This window comes from Pseudomonas sp. ESBL9, assembly GCF_036668715.1.
In the GTDB taxonomy this organism is placed as follows: Bacteria; Pseudomonadota; Gammaproteobacteria; order Pseudomonadales; family Pseudomonadaceae; genus Aquipseudomonas; species Aquipseudomonas lundensis.
This window is the reverse complement of the sequence record NZ_JAZEVV010000001.1, coordinates 1206871-1219675: the sequence shown is the minus strand read 5'-3', so window position 1 is coordinate 1219675 and position 12805 is coordinate 1206871. Positions and strand designations below refer to the sequence as shown.

The window sequence follows — 12805 nt, the reverse complement described above, 5'->3', positions numbered from 1 at the left end:
TTGCCCCAGATACCACCCCGCGTCACCTCAACCCAAGAGCACCCCCTATGTCCTTTACCCAAAAGCACCTCGACGCCGTTGAGTCGGCCATCGCGCGTGGCGAGAAAACCGTGCGCTACGCCGACCGCACCGTGGAATACCGCACGGTCGATGAGCTGCTCAAGGCGCGCGATCAAATCCGCAGTTCGCTGGTCGCCGCCACGGGGCCGCGCTCGCGGGTGATCCGGCTGTATCACGCAGGCAAGGGGCTTTAAATGGCGCGCCAGTATCCAACCCTGACCCGCAACGGGTTTCTGTTGCCCGAGCGGATCAAAGCCAGTTACGAGGGGGCCGGTGAGGGCAGGCGCTCGGCCAGTTGGGAGGCGCCGGATATCGGCATCAACAGCCTCAACACCCCGGCCTTGCGCAACCTGCGCGCCCGTTCGCGCTCGGCGGTGCGCAACGATCCGTATGCGTTCAACGTCATCGACAAACGCGTCAGCAACCTGATCGGCACCGGCATCACCCCGCGTCCCAAAACCGAAGACGATGCCCTGCGCAAGTTGCAGCAAGACCTGTGGGATGACTGGGTCGACGAGTCTGACGCCGATGGCCTGACCGACTTCTACGGCCAGCAGGCGTTGATCGCCCGTACCGTGGAAACGGCCGGTGAGTGTTTCGTGCGCTTGCGGCCTCGCGGCTTGGACGAGGATTTGGCGGTGCCATTGCAGCTCCAGGTGCTGGCCCCGGAGTTTGTGCCGCACGACAAATTCGAACCGTGCAAAAACGGCAACAGCATCCGCGCCGGGATCGAGTTCAACCCGGCCCACCAGCGCGTGGCCTATCATATGTACCGCGTCCACCCGCGTGACGCCTCGTCGCTCAACGCTGGTTACAACCAACTGGTGCGCGTCCCTGCCGAACAAGTGCTGCATATCTTCGAACCGGTCGAGCCGGGCCAGTTGCGCGGTGTGCCGCGTTTGGCCCCAGTGCTTAAGCGCCTGCGCAGCCTCGACAACTACGACGACGCGGTTTTGTTCCGTCAGGAAGTGGCCAACCTGTTTGCCGGTTTTATCTCGCGGCCACCGCCCGAAGCCACGCAACAACCGCGCGACCCGGTCACCGGCTTGCCGCTGACCGAAGACCGCGACGGCTTCACCCCGATGGTCGCGCTGGAACCGGGCACCATGCAGGAACTGGGGCCGGGCGAAGAGGTGGAGTTCTCCAAACCGCCGGATGCGGGCAACAACTACCCGGACTTTATGCGCCAACAACTGATGGCCGCAGCCGCCGGGACCGGCACGCCGTACGAAATTCTAACCGGCGACATGCGCGAGGTTAATGACCGGGCGTTGCGGGTGGTGCTCAACGAGTTCCGGCGCCGTCTGGAGCAACTGCAATTTGGCGTGTACGTGCACCAACTGTGCCGCCCGGTGCGCGCGGCGTGGCTGGACATGGCCGTGCTCGCCGGTCGTCTGACACTGGTCGACTACGCGCAACGGCGCCGTGAATACCTGCGCACCCGTTGGGTGCCGCAAGGCTGGGCCTACATCCAGCCGGTGCAAGACATTCAGGCGCGAATGATGGAAGTCAACGCGGGCTTCAACTCCCGCAGCGAAATGGTCCTGCGTCAGGGCTACGACGCCGAAACCGTCGACGAAGAAAACGCCGCTGACCAAAAACGCGCCCGCGAACTGGGCCTCAATTACAAAACGCTCGTCGAGCTGCCCACCGAACCGGCCGACAAGGAGACGCCATGAACAGGCTACGCATTTTCAACAAGGCTAGTGACCTGCCGTTGCCGCAGGACAAACACTGGTACAGCCTCAAGGCCAGCGGCGAGGCCGAAGCCCGCAGCATTGAGGTCTACGTCTATGGCGAGATCGGTACCTGGGGCATCACCGCCAACCAGTTTGTGCGCGATCTGGCAGCCATGGACGACGGCGTGTCGCCGATTGTGGTGGCGTTCAACAGCATCGGCGGCGACCTGTTCGACGGGTTGGCCATTCACAACGCCCTGTCGCGGTTAGGCGAGCGCTGCACCGGGCGGGTTGATGCGCTGGCAGCCAGCGCGGCCAGTGTCGCGGTGTGCGGGGCGCACAAGGTGGTGATCGCAAGCAACGCGATGCTGATGATCCACAACCCGTGGACCTACGCGGCTGGCGATGCCGAGGATCTGCGCAAGGTCGCCACCGCGTTGGATCAGGCGCTGGAAGTGATCATCGCCGCCTACAAGGCCAAGTCGCCCAACATCGACGAAGTGGAGCTGCGGCGTTTGGTCAATGCCGAAACCTGGCTCACCGCAAGTGAAGCGGTGGCCTTGGGGCTGGCCGACGAAGTGGGCGAGGGCGTCACCGTCAAAGCTTGTCTGGGCCAGGGCGGCGCATTGCAGCGTTATCAGCATGCGCCGCAAGCCTTGTTGGCTCAGTTGGAGGAACCGCCAGAGCAGCCGCCAGAACCGGAGCCTGAACCAGACCCCGAAAAGCCGCCCATCGTTGACTCGGCCGCATTGGCCTTGTTGATCACCCAGAGCTGCAACGCCGCCGGGATCAGCAACCTGATCGAACCCATCATCAACACCACCAAGCTGGCCGACGAAGCCACGGTCAACGCCGCCATCACCAACGCCAAAGCCGTGCGCGACCTGTGCGTGGCGGCGCGGCTGCAGGAGTTCACCCAGCAGTTCGTGGCGTCCGGGCTGCCCGCCGAAGCGGTACGCGGTCGCCTGTTCGACAAATTGGTCAGTGGCGGCGGGTTTGAGATCGACAACAGCCTGCCGATCAACGACGACCCGGCGCCGAAAACCCAGGCCAAACAACCTGACACCAACGCGATCTACGCGGCCCGTCGCGCCGCCCAGACAGGGGTAAAAGCATGACCATCAAACATGAGCCGATGCACGCGGGCGAGTTCCTGCTCTCCGAAGGCGCGGGCAACATCTCCCGCGAAGCCATCAACGTGGCCGCTGGCCCGGCCCTGAACCCCGGCCAGGTACTGGGGCTGGTGACCGCGTCGGGTGAATTCGCGCCGTACGTGCCTACTGCCGAAGACGGAAGCCAGACCGCCGTCGCCATACTGTATGGCCCGCTGGGCGAGTCCGACATCGTGCGTCGTGGCCGTGCGGTGGTGCGCCTAGCCGAAGTCAGCGAAGCGCACCTGACCGGCCTCGACCCCGAGGGCGAAAAGTCGCTGGCTGAACACTTTGTGATCGTGCGCTAAGCCGACCATCTCTTTACTGCACCCCGCCAACGAGCGGGGTTTTTACATTCTGGAGAGTCCCCCATGGCCGACATCGCCATCTTTGAAGACGATGCGTTTTCTGTTTCGTCGCTGACCGCTGCCATCAACGAACAACCGTACCAGCCCGGCCGCCTGAGCAGCCTTGGCCTGTTTCAGGAAGAGGGCATCACTACCCTGACCGTACAGATCGAAAAGGACGGTGACACCCTGGCCCTGGTCCCGGCTGGTGAGCGTGGCACCTCGGGCCTGATCGTCGGTGCCAGCAAACGTACGCTGATCCCGTTCAACACCGTGCACCTGCCGGAACGCTTCACCATCAAGGCCGATGAGATTCAGGGCATCCGCGCTTTTGGTACCCGCAGCGAATTGCAGGCCGTGCAGGACGTTGTCAATGCGCGCTTGCTCAAGGCGCGTCGCCAGTTGGACGTGACTCACGAATTCCAGCGCATGGGCGCGTTGAATGGACAAATTCTGGACGCTGACGGCAAGACCGTGTTGCTCGATCTGTATCAGCGCTTTGGGGTGGACAAACAAACGCTAAAAATGGGTTTCAACAACGCTGGTACCAAATTGCGCGTTCAATGCCTCAAGGCACTTGATCTGCAAGAGGTTGCCTTGGGCAGTACCACTACCAGCGGTTCGCGAGCGTTTTGTGGCAAAACTTTCTGGGAAGCGCTCGTCACCCATGATGATGTCGAAAAAACCTATCTCAACACCCAACAAGCTGCTGCCTTGCGCGGTGATGCGCGTGAAAGTTTTGAGTTCGGTGGCATCACATGGGAACGCTACCGGGGTCGCATTGCTGGCCAGCCTTTTGTCCACGATGACAAAGCTCTGCTCGTTCCCGAAGGCGTGCCCGATCTGTACATCTCGGCCTTCGCCCCGGCCGACTACATGGAAACGGTCAACACCCAGGGCATCCCGTACTACAGCAAGATCGAGCCGATGCCGTTCAACAAAGGCATGGCCGGCGAAGCGCAGTCCAACCCGCTGCACATCTGCACCCGGCCGCGCGCGCAGATCCTGCTGGAGCTGTAAGCGTGGGCATCCGCGATCTGGTGGCCGACATCGACAGCGTGATCTTCGACGTGCTGGCCGACACCGGCCACATCGAAGGCCGCGCCGAGCCGGTGCTGGGCATGTTCTCGGCACCGTGGAAACAGCCGCAGATCGGGCGTCTCAACACGGCCATTCGTGAGCCGCACTTTGTGGTGCGGGTGGCGGACTCCGACGGGCTGAGCAAAGGGTTGAAAGTCACCATCGACCTGCCTGTGCTGGACGGTGGCGGCGATTACGACCTGTTGCAACTGGAGCCCAGCGGCGACGGGCTGGTGTCGCTGATCTTGAGGAAACGCCCATGAGCATCGGCAGTTTCAGTGAAGTCAAAAAAAACAGCGGCATGCTGCACATCCAGGCCTCGGCTGAGGATCTGAAAGCGTTTGCAGACTTGGCCATCCTGGTGCCCAAGGCTGCCGCCGTCGCTCAGCGACGGGCGATCAACAAAACGCTCGGTTGGTTGCGCGGAAAAATCGCCAGTAATGTAGGTAAGCAAGAAAAAATTGCAGTGAGAGCCGTGCGGCAGCGTTTGATCACTTACCCGGTGAAAGGCAGTGAAATGCGCGGCAAACTCTGGTTCGGCATCAACCCGCTGGAAGCCAGCCGGGCAGGGCGCGCCCGTCAGACCAAGGCGGGCGTGTCGGTGGCGGGGCGGCGTTATCAGGGCGCCTTCTATAAGAAGGTGTACGGTAATCAGGCTGACGTGTGGATTCGCACCGCGAGCAAGCACTTCGACCCGGCTGATTACCCTGATAGCGAGGTCTCATCCCGTACCGGGGCCAGCTCCGGTTTCGTCGGTGAAAACAGTGACCGCTTCCCGTTGGCTAAAGCCAAAATCTCACTGGACGCCGTGCGCCCCCACTTCGACGCCTGGAGCCGCAAGGCCGACGAACGCTTGATGCACGTCCTCAAACAAGAGATGAACTTCGAACTGCAAAAATATTTGAAGGGGACACGCCGTGCCTGAGCAGCCGTTTAGCCTCGACCAGCTGTATCAGGCTATCGAGCAGCACCTCCAGCAGCACTTGCCGGGCGTGCAACTGGTCAGCTTCTGGCCGGACATCCAGCAGCACATCCCGCTCCCGGCGGTGTTTCTCGACATCGCCGAGATCGAGCCCGGTACCGATATCGGCACCGGTGAAACCACGCTGACCTTCACCTTTGAAGCGCGGGTGATTGTCGACGTGATCCGCGCCGATCACTACCCGCAAGCCGTGCACCTGGCCACCCAACTGGCGGTGCTGCTGCGTGCACAGTCGTGGGGTTTGCCGGTTGAACCGGCCGAGTTTCAGCGGTCGAGTCAGGACTGGACCCGGCCGGAACTGGACGGTTACACCGTGTGGTTGGTCGAGTGGACCCAGACCGTTTACCTCGGTGAACAAGAATGGCCATGGCCTGATGAACCGCCGGGCACCTTGCTGATCAGCGTCAACGACGAAGACCACGTCGCCCCCGAGGATCTGGCATGAGCTACGCGAGTGCTGAACACGACCGCATGATCGCGGCTCTGTTGATTCCTTGCTACGTGGTCGCGGTGGATTTGGCCGCATCCCCTCCAGCCTGCAGGGTCTCCACCGGCGACTGGACCAGCGCCTGGGTGCGCTGGCATAGCGTGGCGGCGGGCAAGGCCCGGCATTGGCGCGCACCGAGTTTGGGTGAGCAAGGCGTGCTGTTTAACCCCAGCGGACAGGCAGGCATGGGCACCTTTGTGCCGGGCTTGTATGGCGACGCCGGGGCCCCCCCGGACAACCGCGACCACGTCGAGGTGTGGCGGTTTGATGATGGCGGCTCGCTGGTCTACGACTGGAAGGCCAAGAGCTACAGCATCACCTTGCCCAGCGGCACAGTGACCATCGCGGTCGGTGGCAGTTCGGCGGTGGTCACTGAAAGCGCCGTTAAGGTAACAGCGGGTGCCATCGACTTGATCGGGCAGGTCAAAATCGACGGCACCCTTCTGGTCACAGGCGATGTCAACGGTCTCGGTAAAATCATCGACACCGGTGGCAACACGCCGAACCATAAACATTGAGGCTTTTGTGACTAAAGAAAAATGATACGTCGGTGGACCATCGACCTATGCCAGAGATGGACATGCTAGAGATTGTTCGGATGGTTAAAGGTCAGCTTGATCGTGAGTTTGATCGTTATCGGATGATGACGTTTTGGCAACGCTTGCTGGATAGCCCAACGGACAAAAAGGTAATAGCGCAGGCTCTCTGTTGCGTTCTGAGTTCGGGTGAATATGTAAAGAAGTCAGAGCAAGCTCAGACAGTTTTTAACGTGACAGTGACGGCGCAAGGGCCTTCTGGCGAGATAGCGAAGGCTCTGGCCGCAGAGCTTGAGAAAGCACAGGGCCGTTAGTCGCTCACATTTCACACCACCCGCTCAGTGCGGGTTTTTTTATGCCAGGAGAAACGCATGGCCAAGACATCTGACGATAAAGCAGGCGCTGTTGTTGTGCCTGATCTTCAAAAGAACACCCCTGACGTTGAGTTGGCCCGTGTCTTTCGAGACAAGGTTTACACCTCGCGCACTTTGATCCTGCCCAGCGGTGCCACGCTTCCGGTCGCCAAAGGCCGTGCCACGGCGGTCGACGATCAGCAGTTTCAGTACCTCAACAGCCACCCGGATTTTGAACGCCTGACGGAGTAACCCGCGATGATCGGAATGGATCGCCACACCGGCGCGGCCCTTTCCGGCGTCGAGCATTTGCGCCAATCCATTGCCGACATCCTCACCACCCCGGTGGGCAGTCGGCGCATGCGCCCGGCGTATGGCTGCCAGTTGCGCCGGTTCGTCGACATGCCGATCAACGCGGGCTGGAAAAGCGCGGTACAGGCCGAGGTTGCCCACGCGTTGAACCTGTGGGAGCCGCGTTTCAAGCTGCAGTCGGTGCGGGTGTCGGCGGTGCTCGATGGCGTGATCACTTTTGAACTCAAGGGCCTGTACCGGGGCGAGGGCGTAGCAATGGAGGTGAGCGCATGAGTACCGTGGACCTGTCGGCATTGCCGACCCCGGAGGTGCTGGAGTCGCTGGACTTTGAAGACGCCTATCAGGAAGAACTGGCGGTGTTTCGCAGCTATATGGGCGACAACTGGAACGCGGCGTTGGAGAGCGACCCGGTGGTCAAGCTGCTGGAGCTGGGCGCGTATCGGCGGCTGCAGATCCGGGCGCGGATCAACGATGCGTCCAAGTCACTGCTGTTGGCCTACGCCCAGCGCACCGACCTCGATCACCTCGCCGCCAACGTGCGGCTTAAACGGTTGGTGATTCAGGAAGCCGATCTGCAAAGCGTGCCGCCGGTGCCGCAGGTGATGGAACTGGACGACGCATTACGCGAGCGTATCCAACTGGTGTACGAGGGCCTGACCACGGCCGGGCCGCGCAACAGCTACATCCTGCACGCGCGCAACGCCTCGGCGCTGGTGGCTGACGCGCAGGCCGAAAGCCCGAGCCCGGCCCACGTGGTGGTTACCGTGTTGCATCTTGAGGGCAACGGCGTGGCCAACCAGCCGCTGCTAGACAAGGTGCTGGCTCACCTCAGCGACGAAGACATTCGCCCGGTCGGGGATCGGGTCACGGTGCAAAGCGCCGAGGTGCAGGAATATCGCATTGACGCGGTGCTGCACATGGCCGGGACCGGCTCGGAGAACGAAGCGATTCTGGCCGAAGCCACCCGGCGCCTCGCGGCCTGGATCAACCCGCGTCGGCGCCTTGGCGTGGAAATCTCCCGCTCGGCCATTGATGCGCAACTGCACATCACCGGCGTCAGCCGCGTGGACTTACCTGGCTGGGTCGACATCCCCCGGGCCAGGCACCAAGCCGCATACTGCATAGGCTACAGCGTGACCCAAGGCGGTGCCGTGTGAGCCTGCTTCCGCTCAACAGCACACAGTTAGAGCGGGGTATCGAAGCGGCGATTGATCACAACCCGGCGATTCCGATTCGCACCTTGTACAACGCGAAAACCTGCCCGGCGCACTTGCTGCACCAGTTGGCGTGGGCGTGGTCGGTGGACCGCTGGGACAACCGCTGGAGCGAGCAGGTAAAGCGCGCGGCCATTGAATCGGCGTTCTTCATCCATGCCCACAAGGGCACCATCGGCGCGCTGCGCCGGGTGGTGGAGCCGCTGGGCTATCTGCTGGAAGTGATCGAGTGGTGGCAGACCGTGCCGTTGGGCGTGCCGGGCACGTTCGGGCTCAAGGTCGGGGTGCTGGATACCGGCATCACCGAGGAAATGTACCGCGAGCTGACAGCCCTGATCGATGACGCCAAACCGCTCAGCCGCACGCTGACCGAACTGGTGATCAGCCTTGAAAGCACCGGCCACCTCAACGTCTTTTCCTGCCTGTACGAGGGCGAGGTGATCGACGTGTACCCACCGGCACCGCGCGACATCGAGGTCACGGGGCATTACGGCCCGGCGGGCCGCGAACATCAAACCGAATACCTGGACGTGTACTCATGATTGATCAAAGCAGCCAGTTTATGGCGATCCTCACGGCCGTGGGCGAGGCCAAGCAGGCCAACGCCGACGCAATGAACATCCCGTGGACGTTCTCTCAAATGGGCGTGGGCGATGCCAACGGTGCCGACCCGCAGCCCAACCGGGCGCAAACCAAGCTGATCAACGAGCGCCGCCGCGCGCCGCTGAATCAGGTCAAGATCGACCCGAAAAACACCAACGTGATCATTGCCGAGCAGGTGATCCCGGAAAACGTCGGCGGCTGGTGGATTCGTGAAATCGGCCTGTACGACGCGGACGGCGATCTGGTGGCGGTGGCCAACTGTGCGCCCAGCTTTAAACCGGAGCTGGCACAGGGCTCCGGCAAGACCCAAGTGGTGCGCATTAACTTCATCGTCAGCAGCGCCGCCAACGTCACGCTCAAAATCGACCCGAGCGTGGTACTGGCGACCCGGCAGTACGTGGACGACCGCATCATTGAAGTGTTGCCGCCGACGCGCAAGCCCGGCAGTTACACCAAGGTGCTGATCGACAAACGCGGCGTGGTGATCGAGGGCAGCAACCCCGAGACACTGGCCGATAACGGAATCAAGGACGCTTACACCAAAACGCAAGTCAATGACTTGCTGCAGGTGAAAGCGGCGCTCGACAGCCCGGTGCTGACCGGCACCCCGAAAGCGCCCACGGCGCCGCTGACCAGCAACAGTCAGCAGTTGGCCAACACGGCTTTCGTTCAGGCGCTGGTTGCCTCGCTGATCAGCGGCGCGCCGGGTGCGCTGGACACCTTGAAAGAACTGGCCGACGCCTTGGGCGGTGATCCAAACTTTGCCAACACCATCATCAATGCCTTGTCGCGCAAAGTGTCCCGCGAAGGCGATGAGATGTCCGGGGGCCTGACCCTCGGCAATGGCACTGATGTATCGCCCTCGCTCAGCTTTCGCGATGCCTCCGGTATTGGCGGGTTCAGCCTGAACAAAGGCGTGTTGCGCTACATCGGCTATTACGGGTCGCAATCCAAACAACTGTTCTCGCTGGACTTCAACAGCGGGAACGTGGCCAACGCTCGCGGCGCCTTGTGGGACGTGGTCACCTATCCGCCGTCGACGTTCTGGAACACCGGCAATTTCAACCCGGCGTCCAAAGCGGACGCGGCAGCGGTCACGGCCGCACTGGCGACCAAGGCCGACAACGCGACCACGCTGGCGGGCTACCGCATCGGGGACGCCTACACCAAAACCCAGACGGCCCAGCTGGTCGAGAACGCGATTACCGCGCTGGTGGGTTCCTCCCCGGAAGCGCTGAACACGCTCAACGAACTGGCGGCCGCGCTGGGCAATAACCCGAACTTCGCCACGGCCATCAACGAAGAACTGGCCAAGCGCGTGCGCAACACCGGCGACACCATGACCGGCCCGCTGACCCTTGCGGGCCTGACCACCAGCAGCCCTTCGATGAGCTTCAAGTCTGAAGAGGGCGTCGGCTCGCTGAACGTCTACCGACAGCGTCTGCGCTACATCGGCTATTACGGCAGTGAGTCGAAAGAGATCTTTTCGGCCGACTTTGCCACCGGCGACGTGTTCAACGGACGCGGCGCGTTGTGGGACGTGTCCAAGTACCCGCCTGCGCAGTACCTCAAGGTCAACCAGTCGTTGGCCAGCGGTTCCAACCTGCATTGCGGTTCTGGGAATTCGCCGTATATCGCGTCCATGACCAGCGAAACCGGCTCGCTGGAAGTGCATAACGAGGCCAACAGCGCGGCCTCGGCGGTGATGCTGTTTCACCGCAAAGGGATTTTTGGGGCCTACTTTGGCCTGGACACGGACAACCAGTTCAAGGTCGGCGGGCTCTCGATGGGCGCCAATGCCTACACCGTGTGGCACTCGGGCAATGCCCCTAAGAGTACCGGCAGCATGGGCGCCACGGGCTGGTGGCGATGCGCTGACACCGGGCTGATGCGTATGTGGGGGGTGACCAACAGTGTCGGGCAGGATTCGGCCGTGGCGGTGTCGCTGCCGATGACCTTCCCTAACGAAGTGTTCGGCGTCGACTTCATACAAAAAGCCGAGATGAAGCCCAGCGCGGTGGGTAACTACGGCGTCAAAGACGTGACCCGACAAGGGTTTACACTGGTTAACGGCAACGACGGCGTAGGGCCGTGTTATTGGGAGGCGTGGGGAGATTGAAGACTGACACCTATTACCTGCACCGCACGCAGTTGAATTTCTACTGTGATTCGGTGTTTGGTCCACGTCGCATCGACGTGGTCGATCCCGAGTGGACGCCGCCTGTGGTGTACGTGCCGGACCCGGACTGGTCACCAGATGCCGACAACCTCAGTGCGTCGGCGCCGAACATTGAAATGCCCGATCCGGACGCCATACCGCCCTTGATCAGCGTGCCCAACCCGGGCTGTAAACTGCCGCCTGAGCACGAGCTGCTGGAACTGAGCGAGGCGTTGTACCTGGAACTGTCCCACGCGTCGGCGGCAGGCAAGGTCGTGGCCCTGGACGAGGACGGTGTGCCGTGTCTGGTTGACCGGCCGCCACCCAGCCCTGCCCAGCAAGCCGCCGGACAGCGCCAATGGCGTGACCGGCTGCTGCTGAGTACCGACACGCTGATCGTTCGCCATCGGGATGAAACCGAAGCCGGTCGGCCGACCACGCTTGGCGCCGATCAATACCGGGCGTTGCAAGGCTTTCGCATGGACCTGCGCGACTGGCCCGAATCCGAGGCGTTTCCGGACGCCACCCGGCGCCCGGTCGAGCCGGACTGGCTGGCTGACTACTTTGCCTGACGCCCCGCACCCCGGGGCGTTTTTGTATCCATCGTTTGACCCACACAAGCCCCGCCCTGCGGGGCTTTGTTGTTTCTGGAGAGTACCTGTATGAGCACAGCCAGCCGTTTTCACGGCGTTACCGTAACGCTGGTCGACACCGGCGCGCGCACCATTGCGCTGCCGTCGACCTCGATCATCGGCCTTTGCGACACCTACACCGTCAGCCCGGCCGCATCGGCCAAACCCAATGACCTGGTACTGCTGACCAGCGAGCGCGAAGCCATCGCCGCGTTTGGTGAAGACTCGGCCATTACCCGTGCGGCCAAGGCGGTGTTCTTGAAAGCCAAGGCCGTGATCGTCGCGTGCGGCGTGGCCAAGTTGGAAGACGAAGCGCTGCAAACCTCGGCCATCATCGGCGGTGTTTTGGCCTCGGGCCAGCGTACCGGCCTGCAAGCCTTGCTCGACGGCAAAAGCCGCTTCAACGCCCAGCCGCGGCTGTTGATCGCGCCCAAGCATTCCGCCACGCAAGCGGTGGCTACGGCCATGGATGCACTGGCGGGCAAGTTGCGCGCCATCGCCATCGTCGACGGCCCCAACACCACCGACGAGGCGGTGCTGGCCTACGCGCAGGAATTCGGCAGCAAGCGCATCTACATGGTTGATCCGGGCGTGCAGCAGTGGGACATGGTCACCAGCAAAACCATTGACGCCCCGGCCTCTGCGTTCACCGCTGGCCTGTTCGCCTGGACCGACACCGAGTATGGCTTCTGGGCCTCGCCATCGAACAAGGAATTTGTCGGCATCACCGGCACCACACGCCCAATTGAGTTTCTGGAAGGTGATGAAACCTGCCGCGCCAACCTGCTCAACAACGCCAATATTGCCACCATCATTCGCGACGGCGGCTACCGGCTGTGGGGCAACCGTACGCTGTCATCTGATTCGAAATGGTCGTTTGTGACACGGGTGCGCACCGTCGACATCGTGATGGACGCGATTCAGGCCGGACATAAATGGGCGGTCGATCTTCCGATCAACAAGACCTACGTAAAGAACGTTACAGATGGTCTGGATGCGTTCATGCGGGATCTGAAAAACCTCGGCGCGGTGCTGTACTTCGAGGTGTATGCGGACCCTGAGATGAACACGGCCAGCCAGCTGGAGCAGGGCAAAATTTACTGGAACATCCGCTTCACGGACGTCCCGCCTGCCGAGAACCCGAACTTCCTCGTTCAAGTGACCAATCAGGGTCTGACTGAAGTCGTGGACACCGCCGCCTAAGGAGGCCG

17 protein-coding genes are annotated in these 12805 nt (G+C 62.0%); all 17 read left to right on the top strand.

The window, feature by feature from the left end:
- The first annotated feature begins 47 nt into the window (after positions 1–47).
- Positions 48–254 carry a phage head-tail joining protein gene (locus V6F78_RS05245; RefSeq protein WP_047275423.1) on the top strand — a complete coding sequence of 69 codons (207 nt, stop codon included), beginning with the start codon at positions 48–50 and terminating at the stop codon, positions 252–254.
- Positions 255–1739 carry a phage portal protein gene (locus V6F78_RS05240; RefSeq protein WP_047293146.1) on the top strand — a complete coding sequence of 495 codons (1485 nt, stop codon included), beginning with the start codon at positions 255–257 and terminating at the stop codon, positions 1737–1739.
- On the top strand, positions 1736–2857 hold the full coding sequence (locus tag V6F78_RS05235) for a head maturation protease, ClpP-related (protein WP_332726769.1): 1122 nt from the start codon (positions 1736–1738) through the stop codon (positions 2855–2857). Before V6F78_RS05240 ends, V6F78_RS05235 begins: the two co-directional genes overlap by 4 nt.
- Entirely contained in the window at positions 2854–3198 is a 345-nt protein-coding gene (locus tag V6F78_RS05230; RefSeq protein WP_047275417.1) for a head decoration protein, read from the top strand. Before V6F78_RS05235 ends, V6F78_RS05230 begins: the two co-directional genes overlap by 4 nt.
- A 63-nt stretch (positions 3199–3261) precedes the next feature.
- Positions 3262–4257 (top strand): major capsid protein, encoded by a 996-nt coding sequence (locus V6F78_RS05225; protein WP_169840317.1) that lies wholly within the window; start codon positions 3262–3264, stop codon positions 4255–4257.
- Between the two features lie 2 nt (positions 4258–4259).
- Positions 4260–4580, top strand: a complete 321-nt coding sequence (locus V6F78_RS05220) for a head-tail joining protein (protein WP_169836247.1) — start codon at positions 4260–4262, stop codon at positions 4578–4580.
- Positions 4577–5242 (top strand): hypothetical protein, encoded by a 666-nt coding sequence (locus V6F78_RS05215; RefSeq protein ID WP_332726768.1) that lies wholly within the window; start codon positions 4577–4579, stop codon positions 5240–5242. Before V6F78_RS05220 ends, V6F78_RS05215 begins: the two co-directional genes overlap by 4 nt.
- Complete coding sequence (locus tag V6F78_RS05210) at positions 5235–5744, top strand: hypothetical protein (protein ID WP_332726767.1); 510 nt, start codon at positions 5235–5237, stop codon at positions 5742–5744. The genes V6F78_RS05215 and V6F78_RS05210 overlap by 8 nt, the downstream gene beginning before the upstream one ends.
- Complete coding sequence (locus V6F78_RS05205) at positions 5741–6304, top strand: phage baseplate assembly protein V (protein ID WP_332726766.1); 564 nt, start codon at positions 5741–5743, stop codon at positions 6302–6304. Before V6F78_RS05210 ends, V6F78_RS05205 begins: the two co-directional genes overlap by 4 nt.
- 62 nt (positions 6305–6366) lie before the next feature.
- Complete coding sequence (locus tag V6F78_RS05200) at positions 6367–6636, top strand: hypothetical protein (RefSeq protein WP_332726765.1); 270 nt, start codon at positions 6367–6369, stop codon at positions 6634–6636.
- 57 nt (positions 6637–6693) lie between these two features.
- On the top strand, positions 6694–6927 hold the full coding sequence (locus V6F78_RS05195) for a hypothetical protein (protein ID WP_257011164.1): 234 nt from the start codon (positions 6694–6696) through the stop codon (positions 6925–6927).
- 6 nt (positions 6928–6933) lie between these two features.
- Entirely contained in the window at positions 6934–7260 is a 327-nt protein-coding gene (locus V6F78_RS05190; RefSeq protein ID WP_047275405.1) for a GPW/gp25 family protein, read from the top strand.
- Positions 7257–8144 carry a baseplate assembly protein gene (locus tag V6F78_RS05185; protein ID WP_332726764.1) on the top strand — a complete coding sequence of 296 codons (888 nt, stop codon included), beginning with the start codon at positions 7257–7259 and terminating at the stop codon, positions 8142–8144. Before V6F78_RS05190 ends, V6F78_RS05185 begins: the two co-directional genes overlap by 4 nt.
- The gene (locus tag V6F78_RS05180; RefSeq protein ID WP_332726763.1) at positions 8141–8743 is read left to right on the top strand and encodes a phage tail protein I; all 603 of its coding nucleotides are present in this window, start codon (positions 8141–8143) and stop codon (positions 8741–8743) included. The genes V6F78_RS05185 and V6F78_RS05180 overlap by 4 nt, the downstream gene beginning before the upstream one ends.
- Positions 8740–10923 (top strand): phage tail protein, encoded by a 2184-nt coding sequence (locus V6F78_RS05175; protein ID WP_332726762.1) that lies wholly within the window; start codon positions 8740–8742, stop codon positions 10921–10923. Before V6F78_RS05180 ends, V6F78_RS05175 begins: the two co-directional genes overlap by 4 nt.
- Entirely contained in the window at positions 10920–11534 is a 615-nt protein-coding gene (locus V6F78_RS05170; protein ID WP_332726761.1) for a phage tail assembly chaperone, read from the top strand. The genes V6F78_RS05175 and V6F78_RS05170 overlap by 4 nt, the downstream gene beginning before the upstream one ends.
- Positions 11535–11624: 90 nt before the next feature.
- Positions 11625–12797 (top strand): phage tail sheath family protein, encoded by a 1173-nt coding sequence (locus V6F78_RS05165; RefSeq protein WP_332726760.1) that lies wholly within the window; start codon positions 11625–11627, stop codon positions 12795–12797.
- The last annotated feature ends 8 nt before the right edge of the window (positions 12798–12805 follow it).

Excerpts from the sequence above, each read along its gene's own strand:
- V6F78_RS05215 (WP_332726768.1), top strand. The coding sequence starts at position 4,577 with ATGAGCATCGGCAGTTTCAGTGAAGTCAAAAAAAACAGCGGCATGCTG.
- V6F78_RS05240 (WP_047293146.1), top strand. The coding sequence starts at position 255 with ATGGCGCGCCAGTATCCAACCCTGACCCGCAACGGGTTTCTGTTGCCC.
- V6F78_RS05190 (WP_047275405.1), top strand. The coding sequence starts at position 6,934 with ATGATCGGAATGGATCGCCACACCGGCGCGGCCCTTTCCGGCGTCGAG.
- V6F78_RS05235 (WP_332726769.1), top strand. The coding sequence starts at position 1,736 with ATGAACAGGCTACGCATTTTCAACAAGGCTAGTGACCTGCCGTTGCCG.
- V6F78_RS05225 (WP_169840317.1), top strand. The coding sequence starts at position 3,262 with ATGGCCGACATCGCCATCTTTGAAGACGATGCGTTTTCTGTTTCGTCG.
- V6F78_RS05205 (WP_332726766.1), top strand. The coding sequence starts at position 5,741 with ATGAGCTACGCGAGTGCTGAACACGACCGCATGATCGCGGCTCTGTTG.
- V6F78_RS05230 (WP_047275417.1), top strand. The coding sequence starts at position 2,854 with ATGACCATCAAACATGAGCCGATGCACGCGGGCGAGTTCCTGCTCTCC.
- V6F78_RS05245 (WP_047275423.1), top strand. The coding sequence starts at position 48 with ATGTCCTTTACCCAAAAGCACCTCGACGCCGTTGAGTCGGCCATCGCG.
- V6F78_RS05165 (WP_332726760.1), top strand. The coding sequence starts at position 11,625 with ATGAGCACAGCCAGCCGTTTTCACGGCGTTACCGTAACGCTGGTCGAC.
- V6F78_RS05195 (WP_257011164.1), top strand. The coding sequence starts at position 6,694 with ATGGCCAAGACATCTGACGATAAAGCAGGCGCTGTTGTTGTGCCTGAT.
- V6F78_RS05185 (WP_332726764.1), top strand. The coding sequence starts at position 7,257 with ATGAGTACCGTGGACCTGTCGGCATTGCCGACCCCGGAGGTGCTGGAG.
- V6F78_RS05175 (WP_332726762.1), top strand. The coding sequence starts at position 8,740 with ATGATTGATCAAAGCAGCCAGTTTATGGCGATCCTCACGGCCGTGGGC.
- V6F78_RS05200 (WP_332726765.1), top strand. The coding sequence starts at position 6,367 with ATGCTAGAGATTGTTCGGATGGTTAAAGGTCAGCTTGATCGTGAGTTT.